Source organism: Streptomyces sp. CB01580, assembly GCF_001905795.1.
Lineage (GTDB): Bacteria > Actinomycetota > Actinomycetes > Streptomycetales > Streptomycetaceae > Streptomyces.
The window spans coordinates 481895-494807 of the sequence record NZ_LIXJ01000003.1 but is presented as its reverse complement, the minus strand read 5'-3'; the positions used below and the strand labels follow the sequence as shown (position 1 = coordinate 494807).

At 73.2% G+C, this 12913-nt stretch carries 15 protein-coding genes and 1 pseudogene; 6 read left to right on the top strand and 10 right to left on the bottom strand.

The genetic code is table 11. The annotated features are described in order from the left end of the window. Positions 1-80: 80 nt before the first annotated feature. On the bottom strand, positions 81-1106 hold the full coding sequence (locus AMK22_RS07255; RefSeq protein WP_242433877.1) for an N-acetylglucosamine kinase: 1026 nt from the start codon (positions 1104-1106) through the stop codon (positions 81-83). 445 nt (positions 1107-1551) lie between these two features. On the opposite strand from AMK22_RS07255, the gene AMK22_RS07250 reads away from it, so the two are divergent. Next, on the top strand, positions 1552-2229 hold the full coding sequence (locus AMK22_RS07250; RefSeq protein ID WP_073782474.1) for a uracil-DNA glycosylase: 678 nt from the start codon (positions 1552-1554) through the stop codon (positions 2227-2229). Positions 2230-2367: 138 nt separating this feature from the next. Here the strand turns inward: AMK22_RS07250 and AMK22_RS07245 are convergent, their stop codons facing one another. Beyond that, on the bottom strand, positions 2368-3456 hold the full coding sequence (locus AMK22_RS07245; RefSeq protein WP_073782472.1) for a WD40/YVTN/BNR-like repeat-containing protein: 1089 nt from the start codon (positions 3454-3456) through the stop codon (positions 2368-2370). A gap of 185 nt (positions 3457-3641) precedes the next feature. On the opposite strand from AMK22_RS07245, the gene AMK22_RS07240 reads away from it, so the two are divergent. Further along, the gene (locus AMK22_RS07240) at positions 3642-4358 is read left to right on the top strand and encodes a cupin domain-containing protein (RefSeq protein ID WP_073782470.1); all 717 of its coding nucleotides are present in this window, start codon (positions 3642-3644) and stop codon (positions 4356-4358) included. On the opposite strand, the gene AMK22_RS07235 is transcribed toward AMK22_RS07240, so the two are convergent. After that, a complete protein-coding gene (locus tag AMK22_RS07235) occupies positions 4346-4900 on the bottom strand; it encodes a GNAT family N-acetyltransferase (protein ID WP_073782468.1) in 555 nt (184 codons plus the stop codon). The genes AMK22_RS07240 and AMK22_RS07235 overlap by 13 nt on opposite strands. Before the next feature lie 120 nt (positions 4901-5020). Between AMK22_RS07235 and AMK22_RS07230 the strand changes: the two genes are divergently transcribed. Both AMK22_RS07230 and AMK22_RS07225 read left to right on the top strand, forming a co-directional pair. Then, positions 5021-5401, top strand: coding sequence for a hypothetical protein (locus AMK22_RS07230; RefSeq protein WP_073782466.1), 381 nt, complete (start codon positions 5021-5023; stop codon positions 5399-5401). Positions 5402-5639: 238 nt separating this feature from the next. Beyond that, positions 5640-6737 carry an NADH:flavin oxidoreductase/NADH oxidase gene (locus AMK22_RS07225; RefSeq protein WP_073782464.1) on the top strand — a complete coding sequence of 366 codons (1098 nt, stop codon included), beginning with the start codon at positions 5640-5642 and terminating at the stop codon, positions 6735-6737. A gap of 72 nt (positions 6738-6809) precedes the next feature. Here the strand turns inward: AMK22_RS07225 and AMK22_RS07220 are convergent, their stop codons facing one another. Next, positions 6810-7445 (bottom strand): DinB family protein, encoded by a 636-nt coding sequence (locus AMK22_RS07220; protein ID WP_073782462.1) that lies wholly within the window; start codon positions 7443-7445, stop codon positions 6810-6812. A 107-nt stretch (positions 7446-7552) separates the two neighbouring features. Between AMK22_RS07220 and AMK22_RS07215 the strand changes: the two are divergent. Together AMK22_RS07215 and AMK22_RS07210 are read left to right on the top strand one after the other, a co-directional pair. Then, a pseudogene (locus tag AMK22_RS07215) lies at positions 7553-7966 on the top strand (acyl-CoA thioesterase); the annotation flags it as partial. Positions 7967-8087: 121 nt separating this feature from the next. After that, on the top strand, positions 8088-8465 hold the full coding sequence (locus tag AMK22_RS07210) for an ArsR/SmtB family transcription factor (protein WP_073782851.1): 378 nt from the start codon (positions 8088-8090) through the stop codon (positions 8463-8465). 51 nt (positions 8466-8516) lie between these two features. On the opposite strand, the gene AMK22_RS39090 is transcribed toward AMK22_RS07210, so the two are convergent. The 6 genes from AMK22_RS39090 to AMK22_RS07180 all read right to left on the bottom strand — a co-directional run bounded on the left by AMK22_RS39090 (position 8517) and on the right by AMK22_RS07180 (position 12841). After that, positions 8517-8696 carry a hypothetical protein gene (locus AMK22_RS39090; RefSeq protein WP_073782460.1) on the bottom strand — a complete coding sequence of 60 codons (180 nt, stop codon included), beginning with the start codon at positions 8694-8696 and terminating at the stop codon, positions 8517-8519. A 69-nt stretch (positions 8697-8765) separates the two neighbouring features. Then, complete coding sequence (locus tag AMK22_RS07200) at positions 8766-9467, bottom strand: HAD family hydrolase (protein WP_073782458.1); 702 nt, start codon at positions 9465-9467, stop codon at positions 8766-8768. A gap of 19 nt (positions 9468-9486) precedes the next feature. Next, positions 9487-10203, bottom strand: a complete 717-nt coding sequence (locus AMK22_RS07195; RefSeq protein ID WP_073782456.1) for a phosphatase PAP2 family protein — start codon at positions 10201-10203, stop codon at positions 9487-9489. 33 nt (positions 10204-10236) lie between these two features. Next, the gene (locus AMK22_RS07190) at positions 10237-11172 is read right to left on the bottom strand and encodes a M56 family metallopeptidase (protein ID WP_073782454.1); all 936 of its coding nucleotides are present in this window, start codon (positions 11170-11172) and stop codon (positions 10237-10239) included. Between the two features lie 83 nt (positions 11173-11255). After that, complete coding sequence (locus tag AMK22_RS07185; protein ID WP_073782452.1) at positions 11256-11855, bottom strand: DUF5134 domain-containing protein; 600 nt, start codon at positions 11853-11855, stop codon at positions 11256-11258. Positions 11856-12016: 161 nt separating this feature from the next. Further along, positions 12017-12841 (bottom strand): phosphoenolpyruvate hydrolase family protein, encoded by an 825-nt coding sequence (locus AMK22_RS07180; RefSeq protein ID WP_073782450.1) that lies wholly within the window; start codon positions 12839-12841, stop codon positions 12017-12019. Positions 12842-12913: the final 72 nt, after the last annotated feature.

Genomic DNA, 12913 nt, shown 5'->3' with positions numbered 1-12913 from the left:
ATGCTACTGGCTTCGAGTGCCTCCCCGTTCGGGGAGGGCCCAGCCAGGCGCCATCTGTCCGCTTTTATCCGATGAGAGGCTTACCGGCTGACCGTCCCGTTCTGTCGGCGCCTGTCCGGGTCATTGCGAGGCCCGTCGCCGTGTACGTACAACAGCGTCGGATGGCGGGGCAGCCGCAGATCCCCGTCGGCCGCCGCCCGTGCGATGGACAGGGCGCCGGTCAGCGGATCACCCGAACCGGGGACCGCCCGGGCCCGTGGAACCTGCCGGGACAGCTCCTCGCGCAGCGGTACGAGCAGTGGATCGCCCATCCGGAACAGGCCGCCCGTCAGGGCCACTTCGCACGGTCCGCCGTCGGCTCCGGTCTCCGGGCACACGGCCGCGGCCGCCGCCGCGATGTGCGCGGCGGCCTCCCGCAGAATGCCCGCCGCGACCGGGTCGTGACCGGCACAGGCGGCGACCTCGGGCGCGAACGAGGCCAGCACGGCGGGCCGGTCGGTGCGCGGATACAGCCGCCCCGGGAGCTCCGGCGCGGGCCCGAACACCGCCTCCAGCCGGGCCAGCAGTGCGGCGGACCCGCCGCGGCGGCCGTCGTACGCGCGCATGGCGGCGTCGAGACCGGCCCGCCCGATCCAGGCGCCGCCGCCGCTGTCGCCCAGCAGATGACCCCAGCCGTCGACCCGGCGCCAACGCGTCAGGTCCGTGCCCAGCGCGATCAGTCCCGTGCCCGCCGCCACGACCGCGCCGGGACGCTGTTCCACCGCGCCGGCGTACGCGGTCACCGCGTCGGCGGCGAGAGCCAGCAGCCGCACCCCGAGCGCGCGTTCCAGGGCAGCGGGCAGTTCGGCGCGCAACTGCCCGCCGAGGGTGGCCATTCCGGCGGCGCCGATCGCCACCGCGGCGATCCCGGAGTCGTGGCGGGCGCCCTGCCCCTCCAGCAAGTGACGGGCGGCGGGCAGCAGTTGCTCCAGAAGGTGGCCCGCGTCGATCCCCTCCGGACCGGTCCGCACCGGCTCGCCGCAGACCGCGGTGTCCAGGGCGCCGGACGCGTCCACGCTGCCCAGCGCCACCCGCAGCCCGGAGCCGCCGGAGTCCACGCCGAGCACGAAGGGGCCCGGCGCACCCGCCCCCGTGGTCGCCTTCGCCCTGGTCGCTCCCTGTGCCTCCGTCGCTTTGGAGGGCGTGTCCGTCCCCGTCGTCACGATCGCCTCCACGGGGTGTGACGCGCATCGCCGCTCACCGGCGGACGCCTGTGTGACCTCATGGACCGGCTCCAGTGCGAGGAGGAACGAGGAATGACGGCGGCAGCCTATCCCGACCGTCGCGGGTCGCCCGAGGCGGAACCGGTTGTACGGCGGATCTCCCCGTGCCGGGCGGTGGGGCCGGGAGTTCGACAGGAGGGAGGGGCGGAAGCCCCGAGGAAGGGGAATGCGGAGCCGGTGAACCCGGAGCCGGGAGCCGGGAGGCGGGAGACCGGGAACGGGAGTCCGGAGGTCGGAGCTGTCGACAGGGAGCGGGGGAGTGTCGGCTACGCCGGTAGAGTGATGTTCCGTGGCACCACGACCCTTGAATGAAGTAGTCGAGCCCGGCTGGGCCGAGGCCCTGGCCCCCGTGGCCGGACGCATCGCCGCGATGGGTGATTTCCTCCGTGCGGAGATCGCGGCCGGTCGCACCTATCTGCCCGCCGGCGCGAACGTCCTGCGCGCCTTCCAGCAGCCCTTCGACGAGGTACGGGTCCTGATCGTCGGTCAGGACCCCTACCCCACACCGGGAATGGCCATGGGGCTGAGCTTCTCGGTGGCCCCCGAGGTCCGCCAACTGCCCGGCAGCCTGGAGAACATCTTCCGGGAACTCCACACGGACCTGGGACTGGCGCGCCCGTCCAACGGCGACCTCACGCCCTGGACGCGTCAGGGCGTGCTGCTGCTGAACAGGGCACTCACCACGGCGCCCCGCAAGCCGGCCGCGCACCGCGGCAAGGGCTGGGAGGAAGTGACCGAGCAGGCCATCCGTGCCCTTGCCGCCCGCGGCAAGCCCCTGGTGTCCGTGCTGTGGGGGCGCGACGCCCGCAATCTGCGGCCGTCCCTCGGCGACTTCCCGGCGATCGAGTCCGCGCACCCCTCGCCCATGTCCGCGGACCGCGGCTTCTTCGGATCGCGCCCCTTCAGCCGCACCAACGAGCTGCTGCTCCGCCAGGGTGCCCAGCCGGTGGACTGGCAACTGCCGTGACCGGACGCCCGCCGTCGGAGCTCTTCCGGCGGCGGGCCTCCCGGCGCCGACGGGCGTTGCGCACGACCCCGGCGAGCGTTTGGCCCTCCCGGTGAGAACCGCGCGTCACCGCGGGCGGCCGGCTCCCTCCGGCGGCCGTCACGGGCCGACCACCGCCGCCCGGACGCAGAGCACGTCCGGCAGGTGGGAGGCGAGCTGCCGCCAGCTGTCCCCGTCGTCCGCGCTCGCGTACACCTCGCCGTTGCGGTTGCCGAAGTACACCCCGGCCGGGTCGGCGTCGTCGGTGCAGAGCGCGTCGCGCAGCACCGTGCCGTAGTGCGCCTCCTCGGGCAGCCCCGCCGACAGCGGCTCCCAGGTTCCGCCCGCGTCCCCGGTGCGGAACACCCGGCAACGGTGCTCGGCCGGCACCCGGTCGACGTCGGCGCTGATCGGGAAGACGTAGGCGGTGTCCGCACGATGCGGGTGCGCCGCCATGGCGAAACCGAAGTCGGAGGGCAGGGAGCCGCCGATGTCCGTCCAGCGGTCCCCGGAGTCGTCGCTCCGGAACACGCCCCAGTGGTTCTGGAGATAGAGCCGGTCGAGATCGACCGCGTCCCGGGCGACCTTGTGCACGCACTGCCCGAACACCGGATCCGGCCCGGGGAGGAAGGACGCCGACACCCCCTTGTTGGCCGGGGCCCAGCTCGCCCCGCCGTCCCCGGTGCGGAAGACCCCGGCCGCGGACACCGCGACCGTCACGGCCCCGGCGTCCCTCGGATCCGTGAGCACGGTGTGCAGCCCCTCGCCGCCCCCGCCCGGCACCCACGCGGAGCGCGTCGGATGCTCCCACAGTGGGCGGATCAGTTCGAAGGACACCCCGCCGTCCCGGGAACGGAAGAGTGCGGCCGGCTCCGTCCCCGCGTACACGACGTCCGGCGCCTCGGCCCCCGCCGGCTGCAGCTGCCAGACCCGCTCCAGTGAGGTGCCGGTGAACTGCGGGAATTTCACGGCCGGTTGCTCGGGTTCGATCCAGCTGCGGCCCAGGTCGTCGGAGTGGAAGACGGACGGACCCCAGTGCGCGCTGTCCCCGCCGACCAGCAGCCGGGGCACCCGGCCGCGCGTGTCGATCGCGATCGAGGAGATCGCCTGGGCGTTGAAATGCGGACCGTCGAACTCCCACGCGCCACCGCGCCCGCGGCCGATGAAGAGTCCCTTGCGGGTGCCCACGGTGAGCAGTACGTCGGCCATGACCGAACCTCCCGAAACGCCGTTTTGCCGGATACGCGCAAGTCTGCACCTCGTCCCCGGCGCAACCCCGCAGGGCGATTCCCGGCGATCCGCCCCTGTCGCTTCCCGGCCGGTGCCGCTACGGTGCGGGACATGCGGAAAGCGCTTTCCCAGCGCTGCGACCGACACACCGAAAAGGAGTACGCGTGTCGACCTTCGAAGGGCTTCCCGGCGCCGTCGCCGTCTCTCATCTGCGGGTCTACGATCGTCCCGCCATCGACGGGCTGCGCGGCGGGACGCCCCATCTCCATCTGGCCTGCACGGAGGCGTACGTGGTGGTCGGGGGCACGGGATCGGTGCAGACGCTCACCACCTCGGGCTTCCGGCAGACGCCGCTGGCTCCGGGCGCCCTGGTCCGGTTCACGCCGGGCACGATCCATCGCATCGTCGACGAGGACGAGCTGAGGGTCGTCGTCCTCATGGAGAACGGCGGACTGCCCGAGGCGGGGGACGCCGTCCTCACCCTGCCGCCCCACCACCTGGCGGACCCCGCTCGCTACCGATCGGCGGCCGCACTTCCCGTCGAAGGGTCCGAAGCGCAGCGGGAGCGGGCCGCGTTCGCCCGCCGGGACCTCGCCGTCGAGGGCTTCCTGGCGCTGCGCCGGGCCACCGAGGCCGGTGACCCCGGTCCCCTCGCCGCCTTCCACCGGGCCGCCGCCGCGCTCGTGCGGCCGATGGCCGGGGAGTGGCGGCGGCGCTGGCGCGAGGGGGCCGCGGCCGCCGCGGCGGCGACCGGTGACCGGCTCGACGCCCTGGCGCGTGGCGACGGCGGACATCTCGCCGCCGCCGCCGTGCACGCCGAACGGCCCATTGCCCACGGCAGGTTCGGTATGTGCGGCCGACTGGACGTCTACAGCGGCTGACCGGACGCCGCTTGCGGCGCCTCGTCGGCGGTGTCCGCGGCGGCGGACCGGGCCAGCACCCGGGTCGTGCTGCCGTCGTCCTCCGTGATGTCCCGGACGTACCGGAACCCGAGCCGGTCCAGCAGCACCAGGGACGCGGTGTTCTCGGCGGCCACCGTGGCATGCACCTCGGTGAGCCCGAGGGCATCGTGCCCGTACGCGATCAGCGCCCGGGCGATCTCGGTGCCGAAACCGCGTCCCCACGCGCCCGGCTCCAGGGCGTACACGAGCTCGTGACCGGACACCTCCTCGGTCGGCTTGATCTCCGCGTGTCCTATCAGGCGGCCGTCGTGCCGCACCGCCCATACGTCGAAGAGCTCCTGCGCGTACACCTTGCTGAAGACGCGCTGGAACATGGCGCGGTCCTCGGCCTCGGATTTCGTCCCGTCGCCCATCCATCGGGAGACCCGGGTGTCCTGGAAGAGCCCGACGAAGGCCTCTTCGTCGGCGGGGGAGTACGGCTCCAGAAGCAGCCGTTCGGTGTTCAGAGTGGGTGTTGCCATGTGTGGGACGGTATGCGGGCGCGGACCGGCCGGCAACGCAATTGCTCTACGGGCGGACCGGCGGGAAGGTTCGCCCGACACGGGACGGGCGAGCAGGTCGTGCGGGAGGAGTGCGGAGCGATGACGAGTGGTGTCGAGGACCGTGAGGGGCGCGTCGCGACCCTGGAGGTGGCCCCGGCCGGGACGGGGGTCGGCATCCGTGCCGCGGCGCCGTCGGGGGAGCTGTCCCTGGTCTGCACCCCCGCCCGCGCCCGGGAACTGGCGGCGGCCCTCGTCCTCGCGGCGGACCGGGCCGAGGCCGCGGCAGCGTCGGAACCCGTGGCCGTCCGCGCGCGGGAGCTGCGCCGGGGGGACGTGAGGGACGGCGACCGGGTCATGACGGTGGAGGCCGTCAGGGCCGCCGGGGAGACCGTCCACGTCACCTGGACGTCGGACGCCGGGCGCAGTTGGACCCAGGGGTACGACGCGGACGCCGCCATCGTGCTCCGGCGGCGCGGCTGACCGTCGCGTCGGCCGGGACGGGCGGGGCGGCGGCCCCGCTCCGTCGACGAACAGGGGGCGGTCCGGTCGGGGTGCGCGGGAGGCCGTTCCTGGTCGGTCCCCGGCGGGAATGGGCCGTGCGCCCGCGTTGTCGTACGAGAGCCGTCGTAATTTGACGAGTATCGTAGTACGGCCATTATCGTACTAGCTGCCGCCCTTCCCCTGTCCACCGGGAACACCCACCGGAACGGAGTTGCGCATGAGCGCCCTCTTCGAGCCCTTCACCCTGCGATCGCTCGTCATCCCCAACAGGGTGTGGATGGCACCCATGTGCCAGTACAGCGCCGAGCCCACGGGCCCGGACGCGGGCGTCGCGACCGACTGGCACTTCGCGCACCTCGCGGCGCGTGCCATCGGCGGGACCGGACTCGTCCTCACCGAGGCGACGGCCGTCGCTCCCGAGGGCCGGATCAGCCCGGCGGACCTCGGCATCTGGAACGACGCCCAGGTGAACGCCTTCCGCAGGATCACGGACTTCCTCAAGGCGCGCGGAACGGTGCCGGGAATCCAGCTCTCCCATGCTGGGCGCAAGGCGTCGACAGCGGCGCCCTGGCTGGGCGGCGGTCCCGTGGGCCCCGACGCGCACGGCTGGACGCCGGTGGCCCCCAGCCCCCTGCCGTTCGACGAGGGCCGTCCAGTGCCGCACGAGCTGACCGCGGACGGGATCCGGGATGTCGTCGACCGGTTCCGCGAGGCCGCCCGCCGCGCACTCGACGCGGGCTTCGAGGTCGCCGAGGTGCACGGAGCCCACGGCTACCTCGTCGGGCAGTTCCTCTCGCCGTACACCAACCGCCGCACGGACGAGTACGGCGGCGGATTCGAGAACCGTGCGCGCTTCGCCCTCCAGGTCGTGGACGCGGTGCGGGAGGTCTGGCCGGACGACCTGCCCGTCCTCTTCCGGATCTCCGCGACGGACTGGCTCACGGAGAACGAGGAGGACGAGCGCGAGGGCTGGACCGTCGACGACACCGTGCGGCTCGCCCGTGAGCTCCGCGACTACGGCGTCGACCTGTTGGACGTCTCCAGCGGCGGGAACGCGCCGGGCGTCCGGATCGAGACCGGTCCCGGATACCAGGTGCCCTTCGCCGAACGTGTCCGGGCGGAGACCTCCCTGCCCGTGGCGGCCGTCGGTCTGATCACCGAGCCGCACCAGGCCGAGAAGATCGTCGCCGAGGGCCGGGCGGATGCCGTCCTGCTCGGCCGCGAGCTGCTGCGCAATCCGTCGTGGGCCCAGCACGCGGCCCGTGAACTGGGCGCCGGACCGCGCGTGCCGGACCAGTATTTGCGCGCCGTCTGACGGGATCGGGGCGCCGCCCCTGCGTCCTGGCCGTTCCCGCGCCGCGGCGGGGCCGGGCGGCGCGCATCCGGTTCAGTGCCGCCGGGCGCGGTAGAGGTCGCGCAGCAGCGCGATCTCGGCCCCGTGGTGCAGGAGTTCCTGATTGACCCACCAGACGGTCTCCAGGAACGGGTCCTCCGGATCGCTGCCGTACGGGTACGTGCTGTGCCCCACCGTGTCCAGCGCCGCGTCGTCGGCGCCGAGCAGCGCCTCCCGCCAGGCCGTGGCGGCGGAGTCGAGATCGGTGATCGCGGTGGCGGCGTCCGCCACGATCCGGTAGTCGTCCCGGGCCAGGGTATGGGTGCCGTTCGTGTGGTCGGCGCGCAGCGTCAGCATCTCGCCGAGGTGGCTCAGCCGCCAGGCCAGAGTGGTGAAGGGCGGCGGAGAGGGATGCGGGAAGTCCGCGGAGTCGCGTCCCCACTCGCCCGCGCCGGCCAGGAGGGTGGCCGTCGGCCCCGGTCCGTCCGAGCGGCGGCGCAACGACCAGCAGCCCGGCACCGGCTCCCAGAGGTATTCCTCGTCGGTCATCGGCTCGACCGCGACGGCCGTGCCGTTCCCGCTGTCCACACAGGGGCCGGCCAGGCGGTCGACGAGTCGCCCCCGTGCGAAGTCGAACTGCTCCAGCAGTGGAACCAGGCGCGGGGGAGTCGTGGGTGACGATGCCGTCATGAGGATTCTCTCCCGGACGTTGGGAGGGGGCGTCGGACGTTGTGAAGGGCGCGGGGTGGGTGCGGGGGCGTGAGGGACGATCGAACACCGAATGGCGCGGGGGCGCCATGACTTTTTCCGTGGATGTGACCGTGCGGGGTTACGAGCTCGCCTCCAGGGTTGTCCGAACCAGGCCGTCCAGCCGCAGTACGCCGAGCACGCGCGGTGGGAACTCCCTGGCGCGGCAGGCCTCCCGCGGGACAAGTCGCTGGTCGGCGGCGTCGGACCGGTGGCCCTCGAAACGAGGGCGAGTCGCCTGCGGGAGCTCCGCGGCGGCGATCGCGTGCGCGTGACCTGCCGGTTCGTGTACGGCGAGGGCAAGACGTTCGAGGTCGTGCAGGAGGTCGTCGAGGAGGACGGCACGGTCGCGGCGCGGATCACCGGCGTGGCGGGGATGCCCGATCCGACCACCCGCGGGCCGATCGCCGATCCCGGCCGGACACCTCGCCTCGCTCGCCGACGGGCCGGACCTGCTCGGCGGTGACGCCGAGCCCGGCACCCGTCGTGGCGCCCGGCCGGAGCCGTTCGTACGTGGAACGTCGAACTACGACGGGTCTCGTATCATGGCTGACCCGGACCAAGGAGCCAGGAAGTGACGTCGTGGTGACCCCAGCGAGCGCCCCCGCGGTGAGCGCCGCGGCCGGTGGCCGTGTGCTCGACCACCCGGCGCGGGACGAGATCCGGATCGAGGGAGTGCTCCACGCGCTCGCCGATCCGATGCGGCTGCGCGTGGTCCGTGAACTGGCTGCCGCACGGATCGAGCTGCCCTGCTCGCGCATCGACCTGCCGGTGTCCAAGTCCACGTCCACGCACCACTTCCGCGTGCTGCGCGAGAGCGGCGTCGTGCGGCAGTTCTACCGAGGCACGGCCAAGATGAACGGGCTGCGCCGCGACGACCTGGATGCGCTGTTCCCCGGGCTCCTCGACAGCGTCCTCGACGGCGCGAACCGTCAGGCCCGGCGCGTCGGCGAGGGCCGGTAGCCACCACGCGCCCACCCGGTCACCGCGGCCGGGCCGGGGCGCACGGCTGCGTCACGCGGCGGGCCTGGAACTCCCGCCCGTCACCGCCGCCCACTCCACCAGCAGCCGCTGGTACTGCTCCTCGTCCTCCGGGGACAGTCGGCCGCCCGAACGCTGCCACAGGTCACGAATCTCTTTGTTCACCACGGCGGCGGTACGCGTGGAATCGGAGGGGCACGGAGAACGGGACATGCATACAGGCTAAGGCCCTGGTGTGAAAATCCGACCCATTGTGCGTCAGGGACATCCCTCACATGTTCTTCAGCCGGCGCCCGGCACCAGTCGGAGCGCCCGCAGCCCGTCCGGCCGCTCCTCCACCGGCAGATGGCGCACGAACCGCACGTCACAGCCCAGCGCCGCCGCCCCGCCGTCCGCGTGAAGGTCGTCACCGACCATCACCACATCCGCCGGATCCAGCCCCAGAAGTGTGCAGGCCGTGTGGAAGAGACGTGCGTCCGGCTTCTGGACGCCGTGCTCGTACGACAGCACATAGGCGTCGATCAGGGGGCCCAGGCCGTGCGCCCGGAAGACCGGTCGCAGGTCCCAGCCGATGTTGCTGACCACACCGACGCGGGTGCCGCTCTCGCGCAGCGCGCCGAGCACCTCCGTCGCGTCCGGGTACGGCCGCCAGGCGGCGGGATTCCTCTGCCGCTCGTACAGCGCGTCGTACAGCCCGGGGTCCGGCAGCTCCACCTGCCGGGCCAGGGCGGTGTACGCCCGCCGGTGGAGCTCCGCGCTCTCGTCGCGGGCGGCCCACAGTCCGGCCAGCTCGTCGGGAACCCGCAGGGGAGGCGGACCGCCCGGCAGCGCCCCGGCCGCCTCCAGCTCCCGCGCGCACCGCTCGAACTCGTCCTCGCCCATCGGCACCCGGCGCTCGGCGAGGGCGGCGCGCAGCCAGGACCGGACCGGTTCGATACGGAAGAGGGTCCCGGAGAAGTCGAAGAGCACACCCTTGATTCGCATGAGGGCGATCCTTTCCGGTTCAGGAACGCCGGGGCAAGGCCGCCCTTCCGCACCGCTCGTACCGGCCCCGCCGCTCGTACCGGTCGTACCCGGCGACGCAGAACCCGGCCAGGGCCGCCCCCAGCAGCCAGCCGCCCAGCACATCGCTCATCCAGTGCACCCCCAGGTAGAGCCGGGTGACGCCGACCCCGGCGACCGAGACCACCGCCACGGCCAGTGCCGCCCGCCACACCGGCCGGCCCGGACCGCTTCGGCGCAGCAGCCACAGCAGCAGGGCGCAGCTCACCATCGCGGTCATCGCGTGGCCGGAGGGGAACGCCGCGTAGTGGGCGGAATCCACCGGATCCGGCCATCGGGGGCGCTGACGTCCGACCGCGGACTTCAGCCCCTGCTGCAGGACGGTGCACAGCACGCTCGTCACGGCGACCCACCCCGCGAGCACGCGCGCGCCGCGCCACCACAGCACCACCACGGCCACCGCGATCAGCGCGCGCATGGTCCACGGATCCCACACCCAGTCGGTCAGGATCCGGTTCACATGGACGAGACCGGGTTCCGTCACCGCCCTGCGGTGCAGGGCCCGCGCGACCGAGAGGTCCGCGGCCATCAGCGGCGACCAGCGCACGGCGACCAGAACCAGCAGGACCACGGCGACTGCGGCGCAGACCGCGGCCGCGCAGAACGGTGTGACGAAGCGACGCGCTCGGGGCTGCGGAGCGGGGGGTGGTGGGGGCATGAGGCGATCTTCGCGGAAAGCCCCCCGCCCCGGCTATCGCAGCGCGCTGAGCCCCGGGAGGAAAGCCACCAGGAGCGGAATCACCGGCACCAGGGCGGCCGCCGCGGTCAGTTGCAGCCGACGGCCCGCGGTGAGCCGTTCCACCGGAGTCAGCAACCGGTTCACGCGCAGCGGCAGCTGGGCGTCGGCGGCGGGGGACGGGCCGAACACCCCCCGGTCCTCGTTGAGTTCCACCAGCGCCAGGGCGATCGTCAGCCGTCCGAACCGCTTCGACGCCACGTCGTCCGCGGCCAGTTCGACCAGCCGGTGCATCTCGTCGCGGAAGGCGGCGAACACCGGGACCTGCGGGAATCCGGTGGCCAGTGCGTCGGAACAATGCAGCAGCCAGTCGTGCCGGGCCTTCGCGTGTCCCTGCTCATGGGCCAGCACCGCATCAAGCTGACGCCCCTTCAGGCGGCCGAGCGCCCCCGTGGTGATGACGAGCTGCGGCGCCGCGCCCGGAAGCCACCAGGCACCGGGACGCTCGCCCTCCAGCACGACGAGCCGCCCGCTGCCGGGCTTCTCCCCGGGCAACAGCGGGGAGCGCACCAGCAGTTCGGCCCTGCGCCGACGCCGGCGCACGCGGGCCCGGCGCACCTCGCGGGCCAGCATCGCCGCCGTCCATACGCCGCCCAGCGCCAGCAGCACGGCCATGGCCGCGGGCCACCGGTCGTGGTCGCCCAGCGCGTACGCCTCCACCACGGCCCGCGGCGCGGGCGCGAACACGTGCCCGCGCACCGCCTGCCAGGCCGCGGCCGCGCTGAACGTCATGGACAGCGCGAAGGACAACAGCACCCCGGCCACCACGCACTGCCACACCCACAGCGCGACCACCGGCTCCCGCTCCGGCCACCGGGCCCGCGCCATCAGGCGCGGGGTCACGACAGCGGCCAGTGCACCGAGCGACAGCAGTGCGAGGGAGACCAACATGGCGTCAGCCTATGAGCGTCGAGGGGCCCGCGGTATGCCCGGGCACGGCAAGTGACGCACGCCACGGTTTGCCCCCGCGCTCCTCATACGGTGAGCAGCATCGCGAACATGGCGATCCCCATCGTCATCCGGCAGGCGAGAGCGAGCTCCGGCCGTGCCGCCCAGCCGACCCCGGTCGGTCCGCCGATTCCGTTCCCGGCCGGTCCGCCGCCCGCGGTCACCGGTATCAACCGGGCCCCCGCACGCAGTACATAGGCCGCGAAGTAGGCCAGCAACAGCCCGGTCAGCAGGGGTATGCCCCCGGCCGAGGCGGCCGTGGCGTGATCCGCGTGCCCGCCGTGACCGTCCGCGCCCCCGCCGCCCGGTGCCATCGTCAACGCCATGTAGACCATCGCCGACGACCCGACCAGATGGTGCAGATGGTGCCCGCCGCGCCGGGAGAACCACAAAGCGCGCACCGAGGCCGTGCCGAACAGCACGGCGTACACCGCCCACCCCCACGCGGGCGGTGTCATGACGGCCGTCGGCACCGCCATGGCGGCCATGGCGAATCCCATCAGCGCCTCCGCGCGCGCGGCCCTGCGCCCCTCACCGGTCTCGCCGCGCGTACGCAGCAGGCAGTATGCGCCCGTCATCGCGCACAACGCCATCAGCAGCCAGCCGGACATCGCCGGTCCGTGCACAGCGCACCCCCCTGGACGCACGAGTCGGTCCCCTGGGTCGATGCCCGGGCACGGTACGTCCTACGCGGCGCACGGGAGTACACGGGGAGCGCGCGGCGGAGCATTCCCCGTCGCGCGCCCCGCCGTCCCGGTCCGGGCCGGCCCCGTGCTTCCCCGTTCGATCAGCCGATCGTGAGCGACTTGAAGGCGCGCGCCTGTTCCGTGATGGCGCGTTCGGTGGGGAGCCGCTCCATGGAGGAGGCGCCGAAGAACCCGGCGATGCCCGTGGTGTGCTCCAGGACGTAGCGCGCGTCCTCGGGCTCGGCGATGGGCCCGCCGTGACAGAGCACGATGATGTCGGGGTTGACACGCTTGGCGGCGTCGTGCATCTCCTGCACGGCCGTGGCGGCCTGATCGAGCGTGAGGGCGGTGGCGGCGCCGATGGACCCCTTGGTGGTGAGTCCGACGTGGGGGACCAGGACGTCCGCGCCGGCCCGCGCCATCTCGGCGGCCTGCTCGGGGTCGAAGACGTAGGGCGCGGTGAGCAGATCGCGCTCGTGGGCCTGGCGGATCATGTCGATCTCCAGGCCGAAGCCCATGCCGGTCTCCTCCAGGTTCTCGCGGAACTTCCCGTCGTACAGGCCGACCGTGGGGAAATTCTGCACGCCGGTGAAGCCGACGGCCTTCAGCTGGTCGAGGAAATTGCCCATGATCCGGAACGGGTCGGTGCCGCACACCCCGGCGAGCACGGGCACGTCCCGCACCACGGGGAGGACCTCGCCCGCCATGTCCAGGACGATGGCGTTGGCGTCGCCGTAGGGCAGCAGGCCCGCCAGCGAGCCGCGGCCGGCCATCCGGTAGCGACCGGAGTTGTAGATGATCAGCAGGTCGACGCCGCCGGCCTCCGCACACTTGGCGGACAGGCCGGTGCCCGCGCCTGCGCCGATGACGGGCTTGCCGGCGCCGACCTGTGCGGTCAGGCGGGCCAGGGCTTGGTCGCGGTTCACGGAAGGACTCCTGTTCGGGTGAGATCGTTCGGGATCGGTCGGATGCGGTCGAGTTCTGTCGGGCGCGCGGGG